Origin of the sequence: Pandoraea anhela, from assembly GCF_902459655.1 — a bacterium.
Lineage (GTDB): Bacteria > Pseudomonadota > Gammaproteobacteria > Burkholderiales > Burkholderiaceae > Pandoraea > Pandoraea anhela.
On sequence record NZ_CABPSB010000007.1, the window covers coordinates 188167 to 201433 of the forward strand.

Here is a 13267-nt window from a genome sequence, read left to right on the forward strand (position 1 = left end):
GGGTCATTGTCATTTTGGCGACATGTTGGCCGCTTACATTGGCGGCTCAATTTAATCCCAAAGAGGACCTTGTCATGAAACCCAACCTCCGCTTCGCGGCGGCAGGGTGCTGTCTGGCGCTCGCCGGCAGTCTGCCCATGCCCGCGCTGGCCCAGTCGAACGTTCAGCTCTACGGACTGATCGACTCGGGTATCGAATTCCTCACCAATGCCGACAAGAACGCCGCCGGCAACACCGTCAGCCTCTCGCGCGTCACCTCGGGCAACCTCGCCGGTTCGCGCTGGGGCCTCAAGGGCACCGAAGACCTCGGTGGCGGCAACAAAGCGCTGTTTCTGCTCGAAAACGGCTTCAACCTCGGCAACGGTCAATCGCTTCAGGGCGGTCGCGAATTCGGACGTCTCGCCTACGTCGGCCTGTCGAACCAAAACATCGGCACTTTCACCATCGGTCGTCAGGGCGGTGTCTTCCTCGACTGGGTTTCCAAGTTCAACCCGCTCAACAACGCCGTCTACGCGATCAAGATGCACGACACGGCGTTCTCCGATCGCCTGGACAACAGCCTGCGCTACACCGGCAAACTCGGTGACTTCGAAGGCATGATCCAGTATTCGAAGGGATACGACGACGTGAGCTTCGGCGCAGCCAGCACCACGCCGGGCGACAATCGTCGCGCGCAAGTCGTCGACGCCGGCCTGCGCTACGCCAGCGGCCCGCTCTCGTTTGTGATCGCCTACGATCAGAAGAACGGCGGCTCGACCCTGCCGAACGCCGCCATGACCTCGAAGGTCGGCGGCTATGAAGGCAATATGGATCGCCGTATCGCCGCCGCCGTGCAGTATTCGCTGCAAAGCGTCGATCTGTATGTCGGCTACCGCTACCTGAACGCCAAGGCCATCCACCTCTCGGCCCTGAACAAGAGCCCGGTGGAAGCGTCGAGCTACTACTGGGTCGGCTCGACATGGCACGCCACGCCGGCACTCGATCTCTCGGCCACGGCGATGTATCAGGATTTCTACGGTACGAACCGCGATCCCCTGTCGTTCCAGGTCAGCGCCGACTACAGCTTCTCGAAGCGTACCGATGTCTACGTCAACCTCGGCTACGTCTTGAACCGCAACGGCTCCGACCTCGGCCTGAACGGTTTCGGCACCAACGTGGTTGCCGGCAAGCACCAGTTCGGCACGATGGCCGGCATCAAGCACGCGTTCTGATGACGAGCGACACTCGCGCTTTGCATGACGGCACGACGCCGTCGCGCCCGGGCGTGTGCGTGTCGCTGCGCGCGCTGCACCAGACCTTCGGTGCGGCGCGCGTGCTCGACGGCATCGACATCGATGTCCCGGCCGGCACCACGACCGCCCTGCTCGGCCCGTCGGGATGCGGCAAGAGCACGTTGCTCAAACTGCTCGCCGGCCTGCTTGCGCCCACCGGAGGCGAAATCCTTTTCGACGACACCGTCGTCGCCAGCGCCAGCGTATGCCACGCCCCCGAATTGCGCTCCCTCGGGATGGTCTTTCAGGACTACGCCCTTTGGCCGCACATGAGCGTGGCCGCCAACGTGGCCTTCCCCCTGGAGATGCGCGGCGTCAAGCGTCATGAGCGCGCCGAGCGCGTTGAAGACGCCCTCGCGCTCGTTGGCCTCGCGGGTCTCGGCGCACGCCGTCCGCAAGCGCTCTCCGGCGGTCAGCAGCAACGTGTGGCGCTCGCACGCGCCATCGTCTCGGCCCCGCGTCTGCTGTTGTTCGACGAACCGCTATCCAACCTCGACCGCGATCTGCGCACGCGTTTGTGCGCCGATATCGGCGCGCTGCTCTCGCGCCTGGGCACCACCGCCGTCTATGTCACGCATGACCGCGATGAAGCCGAGGCGCTGGCCGACCAGATCGTGATCCTCGCCCACGGGCGCGTTGACAAACGCATTACGAGGTAGCCCATAATGCTCCACCGCAAAATTATCGCGACACTCACCATGGCCTTTGCTGCAAGCGTCGGCGCGCAACATGCGCATGCGCTGACCGTGTATACCGCCGGCCCCGGCAATCTCAGCAAGAAACTCGCCGCGGGTTTCGAGAAGAAGACCGGCATCAAGGTCGATGTCTTTCAGGCCACGACCGGCAAGGTGATGGCCCGCATCGAAGCCGAACAGGCGAACCCGCGTGCCGACGTGCTCATCTCGGCCTCCTGGGACACCGCACAGGATCTCGAAAAGCGCGGCTGGCTCGCGCCGTTCCAGAGCGCCAACGCCGCGCGCGTGCCGGCCCCGTTCAAAACGACGCATTACATCGCGCAAGGCCTCTCCGCGCTCGGCATCGTCTGGAACGCCAAATCGGGCACGCCGGAACCTCACGACTGGCGCGATCTGACCCAGCCGGCCTACCGCAATCTCGTGACGATGCCGGACCCGGCGCTCTCGGGCGCATCGGCCGACCTGCTGCTGGGCCTGCAAGCGCGTCTGGGCAGCGAAGCCTGGAAACTCTTCGACGATCTCAAGCAGAACGGCATGGTCGTCTCGGGTCCGAACGCGCAGGCACTCAACCCGGTGCTGCAAGGCGCAAAGGCCGCCGTGTTCGGCGCGGTCGATTACGTCGCGTACGCCGCCGCTGCCAACGGCGAAGCCGTGAAGGTGCTGTTCCCGACGAGCGGCACGGTCATCGCACCGCGCCCGATGATGATTCTGAACACGTCGAAGCGGCAAAACGAAGCACGTCAGTTCATCGACTACGTACTCTCCGAAGAGGGCCAGCAGATGGTCGCCGAAGCGTGGCTGATTCCGGCCCGCGAAGACATCGCCATCAAGCGCGCCTCGTTCAAGGATCTGCGTTTGCTGCCGCAAGGCGACGCGCAATCGTCGAGCGCCTCGCGTGCCGATGTCCTGGCGCGTTTCGCCAAACTCAACGGCCAGCACTCACGGTGAAATCGCTCCGACTTCTGACGACGGCGACCGTTGCTGCGCTCGCCGTCGTGGTGGCGTTGCCGGTCGCGTTCGTGCTGTTGCAGGCGATCTTCCCGCATCTCGCGCAGGGCGTGTTCACAGCGCCCTTCTCCGCTGTGCGGCCGACGTTGGCGCATGACGACACGCTACCGCTCGTCACCAACACGCTGCGTCTGGGCTTGTCGGTGGCGCTCGGCACGGCGCTGGTCGGCGGCGCGCTCGGGGCGGTTCGCGGTCTGTTTCACGTACCGGGCGCGCGGTTCTGGGATCTTTGCTTTCTCCTGCCGTTTCTGGTGCCGCCGTATCTCGCGGCGCTCGGCTGGATGCTGCTGTTGCAAACGGGGGGCTACGCCCAGCAACTCACCGGGCTGGATGCCGGTCGGTTCCTGTTCTCGCTGCCGGGCCTTGTCTTCGTGATGACGCTCAACATCTTCCCCGTCGTGTACTTCGCTGTGTCTCGCGCGCTCGCTACCACCGGCTCGCGACTGGCCGACGTCGCACGCGTGCACGGCGCCTGCGCCTGGCGCGCGTTCGTTCGCGTGACGCTGCCGCTCGCGTTACCGGCGTTCGCCGCGAGCTTGCTACTGGCGTTCACCATGGCCATCAAGGAGTTCGGCGCGCCCGCGGCGCTCGGCGCGCGCGCCGGTTTCTCCGTGCTCGTGACTGCCATCGAAGGCCGCTTCGCCGACTGGCCGATCGATCTGCCGGGCGCCTCGCTACTGTCGGTGGTGCTCGCCGCACTCGCGTTGTTCGCCTTCGTCTTGCAGCATCGACTCGCTACGGGCAGGGATGTCGAGACGCAGACCGGCAAACCCATCGCATCGCCCCCCCGTGAATTGGGACGCTGGACGGCGCCTGCGATGATCGGCTTCGGCGCGGTCGCGCTGCTCGCCACCGTCGCCCCGTGGTTTTCGATTCTGGCGACGGCGTGCTCGGGCACGCTTTCGGGCGGCCTGTCGCTCGCCAACCTGACGACCGCCCACTTCGCGGCATTGTTCTGTCAGGGCGCGGAAGGCCTCGAAGCGTTGGTGACGAGTCTGTCGCTGGCGCTGGGCACGTCGCTCGTGACCGGCGTGCTGGGTTTCCTGTGTGCATGGTGCGTGGTGAGGTCGACGATGCGCGGGCGCATGCTGATCGACGGCCTCTCGCTGCTGCCGCACGCCTTGCCGGGCATCGTCGTCGGCGTGGGTCTGATCCTCGCGTGGAACCTGCCTTTCTGGCCGCTCACGCCATACAACACCTGGGGCATTCTGCTGCTCTCGTACAGTTGCCTGTTGTTGCCGTATCCAGTGCGTTACACCAGTGCGGCATTGCGTCAGATGGCCGCGTCTCTCGAAGCGGCCGCGCGTGTTCACGGCGCCCCGGCAGGCGTCGCACTGCGACGCATCACGCTGCCGCTGGTCATGCCCGCGCTGGGCGCATCACTGATGATCGTGTTCGCCATCGCCTCGCGCGAACTGGTGACATCGTTGCTGCTCGCCCCCAGCGGCGTGCAGACCGTCTCGATCTTCATCTGGCGTCAGTTCGAGCAAGGGTCCATCGGTCAGGGCATGGCGATGGGCGTAGTGTCGATGACGGTCAGCGCGACGCTGCTCATGCTGGCCTCGCGGCTCGGCAGCCAGCGGGAGCGCGCCGCCTGAGCATTGCCAACGGCCGTTGCACCGAGCGTCGACACGAACGGCGCGCCACCGCACACCGGTCGGCGCGCTTTTTTTGTTAACGTCCACGCCGCCCTGCACCGACACCCGCGTGCACACCTGTCCATTAGTTGTACAGGTGTCATTGCAGCGAACGTCCGCCGGTCGGCGAAAAATCCATTTGATTGTCGAGATTCTTGCGTTTCGAGACGCTGGCATCGAACTTGCTGATCCCTGTGGGCGACGACGTGAAAGTCGCGCCGCACTCCCCCTCGCACAGGTTGATTTCCATTTCGTTATCACAAGGATGCCTATCGTGGACAAGATCGAACATCTCGAACGTCAGATCAAGGAACATCACGCGACGCTTGCACACCACCCCGTTTTCCACTCCATCGAATCGATGCAGGGCTTGCAGACGTTCATGGAATGGCATGTCTTCGCGGTCTGGGATTTCATGTCGCTGGTCAAGCGCCTCCAGGCCGATCTCACGACAATCACGCTGCCGTGGATCGCGCCGCGCAACATTCACGCTGCGCGTCTGATCAACGAGATCGTCCTCGGCGAGGAGTGCGACGAGACGCCGCAAGGGCCGAGGAGCCATTTCGATCTGTACCTTGCCGCGATGCGCGACGTGGGCGCCGATACGCGTCAGATCGAGAAGCTCATCGACCTGCTGGTCAAAGGACACAGCGTGAGTGCGGCGCTCGCCGCCGTCGAAGCGCCCGCCCCCGTGCTTCGATTCGTCAACTCGACCTTCGCCACCTGCTACGAAGGCAAAACGCATCAGGTGCTCGGCAACTTCTTCTACGGTCGGGAGAACGTGATTCCCGACATGTTCCGCACGCTGCTCGACGGCTGGCAGATCGATCCGAAGCGCGTGCCGCTGCTCACTTTCTATCTCGAACGTCACATCGAGGTCGACTCCGGCGAACACGGACCGGCCGCGCGCGCCATGATCGTGGAGGCTGCGCACAACGACGAGCGCCTGCTCGTCGAAGCGCTGGAGGCTGGTCTGCGCGCCATCGACGAACGCCTGCGTCTGTGGGACGGCCTGCACGAGCACATCGTCGCGACGCAAAAGGAAGCCGTCGCCGCGTAACCCGCGACGGGCGGGACGGGAACGATGGACACGCCCATCGTCCTCCCGTCCTCACGCCGAATGCTCTCTGCCGTCCCCCATCTACCGAGGCAACGCCATGTCATTGCAGAGTTACGTCAGCCACGCTGACCAATGGGAACAACGCGCCACGATCCGCTCGCGACCGCGCCGCATCGTCGAAGACGACGATCTGAGCTACTACCCCGTCGAGCGCCAGCCGCTGTACGCGCATCCCGCCGTGATCGACGCCGGTCGCGACGTGCAGGACTACATCCTGCTGCAAAGCTTCTACAAGTACATCAACGACGTCATCATCTTCGAGACGGAAATCGTCAACCGCACGGCGCTGGCGATCGCTAAGTCGCGCTTCCCGTTCACGTTTCCGTTCGCGTGCCGCAGCGACGCCATGTCGGTCGTGATCGACGAGAACTACCACGCGTATGTCGCGATGGACTACCTCGATCAGGTCGAGCGCAGCACCGGCATCGGCCCCATCGAGCAGAACAAGGAAATCGAACTCTCGCGCGCGATTCCCCGCGCCATGGCGTACGTGCCGCCGCAGTACGCCGCCGGCATGGAATTGCTCGGCGTCGCCATTTCGGAGAACACCGTGACCGCAGAAGTCGCCGCCTTCTCGCGCGACGCCACGCTCAAACGCTCGGTCAAGGGGGTGATGGCCGATCATCTGGCGGATGAAGGCCGTCATTCGGTCTTCTGGATCAATCTGGTCAAGCTGTACTGGTCCGAGATCGACGAGACGGCCCGCGTCGAACTCGGCAAGGGGCTGCCGTTCTTCCTGCGCGAGTACCTCACCAACGAGCTTCAGCTCGAATTCGACCGGCGCCTGATCGGCACGCTCGATCTGCCCGCCGCGACGCGCGAACAGATCGCCAACGACATGGTCGGCGCGTATCCGATCACGAATCAGCACCCGATGATCGTCAACATCCGCAAGTTCTTGAAGATGGCCGGCCTGCTCGACCACGAGCCCACGCGCGCAGCCATCGCGCAATACCTGTGAGGAACGAGTCATGAGAGCGATTTCCTTCGCCATCGCGGGCAACAACCGCCTCGGGGCACGCCTGTTCGCCGCGCTTCACGACATGGGGCACGACGTAACCCCGCTGTGCCACTCGGCCGGTCCGCTCACGCAGATGGCCGAGCAACTCGGGGCGTCGGCACCCACGCCGGGCGCGACGCCGTTGCCCGTCGAATGGCGCATCGATTGCGGTGACATCACACCGGAGATCGCCTGCACCGCACGGCAGGTGCTCACGTTCCGTGCCTTCGCGCCCGCATTTGCGCCCGCATTTGCGCCCGCATTTGCGCCGACCCGCGCCGTGCTCGCATGGCAGTGGCCCGGCGTCAGCGGAGACATCGATGTCGCGACCGCCGAATGCGATTTCGGCCATGCGCGCTGCGGCGCCGATCTCGTCGCACGGATCGATGCCGAAGCCGAGGCGATGCTCGTGGATATCGTGAGCCAGCTCGGCCGCGGCATCCTGACGCCCGAATCGCTCGCCTCGCGCCCCATTGCCGTCGTCACGCCGGGCAGCATCGCACTGGACCTGCATCGCTTGTCCGGCTGGCACGCGAGCAACGAGACCGCACGCACGATCGCGCTGGCGCCTTCGCTGCCGGAGATGGTGTCGCGTCGCGCTCTGGAGACCCCTTCGGCCATCGCGTTGCGCGACGCACACGGCGACGTCGATTACCGAACCTTCGTGGCGGCGTCGATGCAACTCGCCATCGATCTTGCCGCACGGTTGCCGACAGTTGCGCCGGAAGACGGCTCGCCCCACGTCGTCGCCGTGCGTTTGCCCAAGTCGCGGTTGCTCTACACCGCGATCCTCGGCGCGATCGGCGCGGGCGCGGCCTATGCGCCGCTCGACCCGTCGTTCCCGCCCGAGCGCGTGCGCCAGATCCTCGAACAGAGTCGCGCCGCGTGTCTCGTGACGGACGACGATTTCGATGTCGGCATGCTCGACGGTCTCGACATCAAAGTGATCCGTCTGCGTGCGCTCAACGTGGCGGATGTGGCCATCGGCGCCACCGCATGGCCGGTGGAGGCCTTCGCGGACCGCGCCAGCCGCTGCGCCATCACGATCTTCACGTCCGGCTCCACGGGCACGCCCAAGGGCGTGATGCTCACCCACCGGAACATCGTGCACTTCTGCCACTGGTATCGCGATTACATCGGCCTCGACGCCGGCGCCCGCGCGTTGCAGTTCTGCACGGTCGCGTTCGACGTCTCGCTGCTCGACATCTTCCCGACCTTTCTCGCGGGCGCGACGCTGGTGATTCCCACCGAAGCACAACGCCACGCGCTCGACGACCTGAGCGCGCTCATCGAACGTGAAGCCGTCACGCACGCCTTCCTGCCGCCCGCGCTGCTCGGTGTGATGCCCGATGCGAAATGGCCGGCGTTGCGCCACCTGCTCACCGGCGGCGACGTGTGCTTCCCCGACACGATTGCGCGCTGGAGTCGGGGGCGCGAATTTCACAATATCTTCGGCCCGGCCGAATGCACTGTACTCGTCACCATCGCGCGCCTGAAGGCCGGCGACAGCAACCGACTGATCGGACGTCCCATCGCGAACGTGCGCTGCTACGTCCTGACCGAGACGGGGCAACCGGCGCTGACCGGCGAGCCGGGCGAGCTGTGTGTGGCGGGCGCAGGCGTTGCCGACGGCTATCTGCATCGCCCGGACCTCACCGAACACAGCTTTGTGCCGAATCCGTTCGCGGATCCGGCAGGCGCCTGGCCGTCGGCGCGCGACGAGAAGCGCTATCGCACAGGCGACATCGTGCAATGGGACGACGACGGGCAATTGCATTTCGTGGGACGCCGCGATGCGCAGGTCAAGATTCGCGGCTTTCGCGTCGAACTCGGCGAAATCGAGTCCGCCGCCCTGGCCACGGGACTCTTCGGCCAGTGCGCCTGCGTGGTCGACGACCGCAAGCGCATCCGCGGCTTCGTCGCCCGCACGCTGACGGCCGGTGCGACGGGCGAGGCCCTGCGCGAGCGGCTCGTCGCCAGGCTGCCGGACTACATGGTGCCGTACGAGATCGTCGTGCTCGACGCACTGCCCGCCACGAACAACGGCAAGATCGACCGGAGTGCGCTCGCACGACTGTCCGTACAGCGCGCGCTGCCGCTCGACGCCGATGCACAAGCGCCGCTGACCGAGACCGAAACGAATTTGCGCGCGCTCTGGGCGCGACTGCTCGATCTCGAACCGTTCGAGATCGGCAAGGACGATTCCTTCTTCAACCTCGGCGGTCACTCGCTGCTCGTCTCGCGACTCATGCTCGCCGTCAAGAAGGAGTTCGGCGGCAACGCGCCGCTGGCGCGCTTCATGGAACGGCCGACCATCGCTGCGCTGGCCTCGCTGCTGGCGAACGACGACGTGAACAAGGGCGAGCGTATTCCGCAACGCGTGTTCGACGACATGGCGCTGCCCGACGAGATCCGTCCCGTCGACGGCCTGCGCCCGGTCGCCGATCACGCGCGCGCCGTGCTGCTCACCGGCGCGAACGGCTTCCTCGGCACGTTCATCGCCGCCGAACTCATCGCGCAGACGTCGGCCACCGTGCATTGCCTGGTACGTGCGGCGAGTCAGAAGGAAGGCGAAGCGCGGCTGGCGCAGGCGTTCCAGGCCAACGGGCTGGCGTCGCTTGCAGGTCATCCGCGGCTGAAGGTCGTACTCGGCGATCTGACCCAACCTAGACTCGGCGTATCACCGCAGACCTGGCGCACGCTCGCGCGCGACATCGACGCGATCTATCACAACGGCGCGCACGTCAATCACGTCTACGACTATCCGTACCTGTACGACGCGAACGTCGGCGCCACGCTCGAACTGCTGCGCCTGGCCTGCGAGTTGCGCAACAAGTCGATGCACTTCGTCTCGACGTTGTCCGCTGCGAGCGCGATGGACGCCAACGGTCATGTCCTGGAGCAAGGCCCGGCCCGCAACGCCCCCGCGTTTGTCAACAACGGCTACAACGTGACGAAGTGGGTCGCCGAGCATCTGGTATGGGAAGCCGCCGAGCGGGGTGTCGATGCCACCCTCCTGCGCCCCGGCAACATCACCGGCGTGGCGGGCACCGGGCTGTGCCAACCCACACGCAACCGCATCCTGCTGCTCGTCAAAGGATCGTTGCAACTCGGCGCGGCCCCCGCCGGCGACACCGACTTCGACTTCACGCCGGTCGACTTCCTTGCGCGCGCCATCGTCCGCTGCACGACGGACCCCAAGCGCGATCTGCGCGTGTTCCATCTTCAGAACCCGCAGCCGCTCACATGGGAGGACTATCTCGGCGCGCTCGCGCAATGCGGCTATTCGCTCACTCTCGAAGAGCCGGCGCACTGGCGTCACCGGCTGACGTCCATCGACGAGAGCAATGCACTGTTCGACGTCGTCGCGTTCTATCTGGACGACAGTCAGGAGGATATCGGCGACATGGCGCGTATCGCCCACCGCCGCACGGCGCAGGCGCTGGCGCGTCTGGGCCTTGCGTATCCGCGCAAAGACGCCGCCCTCCTGTCGCATCACTTCCGCTATCTCATCGACAGCGGCTTCCTGCCCGAGCCGGGCGGCAGCAGTACCCGGCGCACCGAACGCGAAACCGAGACGGCGCCCGTCGCCTGATCGCACGTCCCGTCGACACTTCCCCTGATTTTCGCGCAGTCCCTTTTCTTTATCGAGGAGTTCATCATGCTGCAAAAAGTCCGCACCGAACTGCAACCCGATACGCTGATCCACAACCTGACGACGACGGTCCACGCCGGCGTGGCGGACCTCGACGCCCCTGCGCGCGACGTCTGGAACGTCGTGGGCCGCTTCGACGGCTACAACCGCTTCGTCACCGGTCTGGAATACATTCAGATGACCGGCACCGCGACCGGGCCTCGCTCGCTGCGCCACAAGCACTTCACCGGTGGCGATCTGGTCGTCGAGCAACTCAACACGCGTGACGACGACGCCATGACGATGAGCTGGACGCTCATCTACACCACGTTCGACATCGGCAACATGTGGGCGTCGATGGAAGTCGTGCCGCGCGGCGACAAGGCGTGCACGGCGACCTATCGCATCGTGGGCGAAGCGCGCTCGGGCAATCCGAAAGACCAACCGGCGTTCGACGCCTTCGCCGTGGCTTTCCTCAAGATGGCGATGGACAACCTGCGCAAGATGTTCAACGACTGACGGGGCGACGGCGCGCATCTGCGCGCCTTCACCGGTATTTCAGGCACTTTTTTCCGCCCTTCACCGGCATGCATCCGGGATTCCCTCCGGATGGTTCCGGCCTCACGCCCCCACCTGCCGCACGGTGGGGGCGATCCCCATCGCTTCGCTTCGTCACGGACCGCTCTATGGACAGACATCTCCCGCCCGCCGGTCGCTGGCCACTCGCGGCGCGCGCGCAACGCATGCAGCCGTCGGCGCTGCGCGAACTCCTCAAGGTCGCCGAGCGCCCCGACATCATCTCGTTCGCGGGCGGCCTGCCCTCCCCCTATGCGCTACCGGTCGAACGGCTCCGGGCGTCGGTGGAACGCATCCTGCATCGCGATGCGCTCGGCGCACTGCAATACGGTCCGTCCGAAGGCTATCTGCCGTTGCGCGAGGCCATTGCGGCGCGGCTGACACGCCAGGGCGCGGCGGTCAGTCCGTCGCAAGTGCTCGTGACGACCGGCTCGCAACAGGCCCTCGATCTCGTCGCCCGGGTACTCATCGACCCCGGTTCACGCGTGCTGATCGAGACACCGACTTACCTCGGTGCCGTGCAGGCGCTCGCGCAATACGAACCCGTCTTCGAGGAAGCGCCCGCCGACGCCGCCGGTCTGCTGCCCGAGCGCATGGACGAGACGTCGATGCGCAACGCGCGCCTGCTCTACACGCAGCCGAACTTCCAGAACCCGACGGGGCGCACCCTCGCGCTCGACCGACGCATGACCCTTGTGTCGCGTGCGACTCGCAACGGGTTGCTGCTCGTCGAAGACGACCCTTACGGCGAGCTGGTCTACAGCGGCGTCACCCCACCGTCGCTGCTATCGATGGCACCCGATGGCGTCGTGCATCTCGGCTCGTTTTCCAAAGTCATCGCGCCCGGTCTGCGGGTGGGGTATGTCGTGGCGCCTGACGAACTGATGGTCAAGCTGCTGCAAGCCAAGCAGGCAAGCGATCTGCACACGACCGGCATCACCCAGCGTCTGGCGCACGCGCTGCTGACGGATGGCGAATACGACACCCATCTCGAAGCGATTCGCCTGCGCTACCGGGCGCAATGCGCGCTCATGCTCAAATGCCTCGCCGAACACATGCCCGAGGGCGTGTCGTGGACGCGTCCCACCGGCGGCATGTTCCTCTGGGTGACGTTGCCGTCCGGCATCGACGGCGCGAGCCTGTTCGACGATGCGCTGGCGCGCGGCGTCGCCTTCATTCCGGGGGCCGCTTTCCATGCAGTCGCGCCGAAGGCGAACACGATGCGTCTGAACTTCACGACCGCGACGCCGTCGCAGATCGAAACCGGGATTGCGCGCCTCGCCCAAACGATCAAGGCGCGTTTGCGCGAGCCGCAAGCTTGTCTTAGCGTCTGCTGAAGACCGACGCTGCACGCCGTCGTCGGCCGGGCGCCGACGGCGGCGTCATGCGCACGCCTGAAGCGCAGCGTCCGACGGCCCGAACAGACCGAGGTTCTGCGCGGTCTTCACGAATCGGGGCACACAGGGGTTGAGGCTTTTCTCATTCCACACGAGCGCCACATCGATATGCGGCGCGTGCAGCAACGGCACGAACTGCACGTTCTCTGCGCGGGTACTGCGCATCGAACTATGCACGAGCGCCACGCCGAGGCGCTGTCCGACGAGATTCACGATCGTCTGCTGAAAATTCGTCTCCAGCCGCACACGCGGAGAAAACCCCGCCTGCCGGCAGTGCTCGGTGATCGTGTTGTGGATGAACGGCGAGGCTTCGTGCGGCGAGATGATGAAAGCGTCGTCGCGCAGCTCGCCGATGGAAATCGCGGTGCGGGCCGCCAGCCTGTGACCGGCGGGCAGCGCCGCCACCAGTGGCTCGCGGAAGATGGTTTGCGTGCACAACTCGTCGGTGGCGTCGGAGGAGTACATGATGCCGACGTCCACTTTGCCGCAGCGCAACTCGTCGGCAAGCTCCGTCGGGATGGTCTCCTTGAGCTTGACTTCGATACGCGGAAACGCCGCCGCAAATGCGCGAGTGAGGACCGGCAGCACGCTGCAGGCAACGGCGAACATGAAGCCGGCGCAAAGCATGCCCGAATCGCCGACTTCCGCCGCACGGGCGTGCGAGCGCGCCTGATCGAGCGTTGCGAGCACCGACCGGGCGTCGCGATAGAAGCGCTGTCCCGCCGCCGTGAGCGCGACACTGCGCTGCGTGCGTTGAAACAACACCACCCCCAACTCCTCTTCGAGCATTGCGATCTGGCGCGACAACGGCGGTTGCGAGATATGCAGCAGGTTCGCTGCGCGCCCGAAGTGAAGTGTTTCAGCCAGGACTACGAAATAGCGAAGTTGCCTCAGTTCCATGGAGCCTTACCCCTTAAAAGAACATCGGT

General features: G+C 65.4%; 11 protein-coding genes. 9 read left to right on the forward strand and 2 right to left on the reverse strand.

Going from position 1 to position 13267, the window contains the following annotated elements:
- Nucleotides 1–74: 74 nt before the first annotated feature.
- The 4 genes from PAN31108_RS12460 to PAN31108_RS12475 are packed head-to-tail and all read left to right on the forward strand — an operon-like array spanning nt 75 to nt 4572.
- The gene (locus tag PAN31108_RS12460; RefSeq protein ID WP_150669153.1) at nt 75–1211 is read left to right on the forward strand and encodes a porin; all 1137 of its coding nucleotides are present in this window, start codon (nt 75–77) and stop codon (nt 1209–1211) included.
- Nucleotides 1211–1930, forward strand: coding sequence for an ABC transporter ATP-binding protein (locus PAN31108_RS12465; RefSeq protein ID WP_150669154.1), 720 nt, complete (start codon nt 1211–1213; stop codon nt 1928–1930). The genes PAN31108_RS12460 and PAN31108_RS12465 overlap by 1 nt, the downstream gene beginning before the upstream one ends.
- Nucleotides 1931–1969: 39 nt before the next feature.
- A complete protein-coding gene (locus PAN31108_RS12470) occupies nt 1970–2914 on the forward strand; it encodes an ABC transporter substrate-binding protein (RefSeq protein ID WP_246183916.1) in 945 nt (314 codons plus the stop codon).
- Entirely contained in the window at nt 2911–4572 is a 1662-nt protein-coding gene (locus tag PAN31108_RS12475) for an ABC transporter permease (RefSeq protein ID WP_150669156.1), read from the forward strand. Before PAN31108_RS12470 ends, PAN31108_RS12475 begins: the two co-directional genes overlap by 4 nt.
- Before the next feature lie 139 nt (nt 4573–4711).
- On the opposite strand, the gene PAN31108_RS26370 is transcribed toward PAN31108_RS12475, so the two are convergent.
- Nucleotides 4712–4861, reverse strand: coding sequence for a hypothetical protein (locus PAN31108_RS26370; protein WP_174994959.1), 150 nt, complete (start codon nt 4859–4861; stop codon nt 4712–4714).
- Nucleotides 4862–4885: 24 nt separating this feature from the next.
- Between PAN31108_RS26370 and PAN31108_RS12480 the strand changes: the two genes are divergently transcribed.
- The 5 genes from PAN31108_RS12480 (at nt 4886) to PAN31108_RS12500 (ending at nt 12278) form a co-directional block, all read left to right on the forward strand.
- Nucleotides 4886–5671, forward strand: coding sequence for a DUF3050 domain-containing protein (locus tag PAN31108_RS12480; RefSeq protein ID WP_150669157.1), 786 nt, complete (start codon nt 4886–4888; stop codon nt 5669–5671).
- Nucleotides 5672–5768: 97 nt separating this feature from the next.
- Entirely contained in the window at nt 5769–6692 is a 924-nt protein-coding gene (locus PAN31108_RS12485; RefSeq protein WP_150669158.1) for a diiron oxygenase, read from the forward strand.
- 10 nt (nt 6693–6702) lie between these two features.
- The gene (locus PAN31108_RS12490) at nt 6703–10326 is read left to right on the forward strand and encodes an amino acid adenylation domain-containing protein (protein WP_150669159.1); all 3624 of its coding nucleotides are present in this window, start codon (nt 6703–6705) and stop codon (nt 10324–10326) included.
- Between the two features lie 66 nt (nt 10327–10392).
- Nucleotides 10393–10884 carry an SRPBCC family protein gene (locus PAN31108_RS12495; RefSeq protein ID WP_150669160.1) on the forward strand — a complete coding sequence of 164 codons (492 nt, stop codon included), beginning with the start codon at nt 10393–10395 and terminating at the stop codon, nt 10882–10884.
- A gap of 167 nt (nt 10885–11051) precedes the next feature.
- Nucleotides 11052–12278, forward strand: coding sequence for an aminotransferase-like domain-containing protein (locus PAN31108_RS12500; RefSeq protein ID WP_150669161.1), 1227 nt, complete (start codon nt 11052–11054; stop codon nt 12276–12278).
- Nucleotides 12279–12323: 45 nt separating this feature from the next.
- On the opposite strand, the gene PAN31108_RS12505 is transcribed toward PAN31108_RS12500, so the two are convergent.
- Entirely contained in the window at nt 12324–13238 is a 915-nt protein-coding gene (locus tag PAN31108_RS12505; protein WP_150669162.1) for a LysR family transcriptional regulator, read from the reverse strand.
- Nucleotides 13239–13267: the final 29 nt, after the last annotated feature.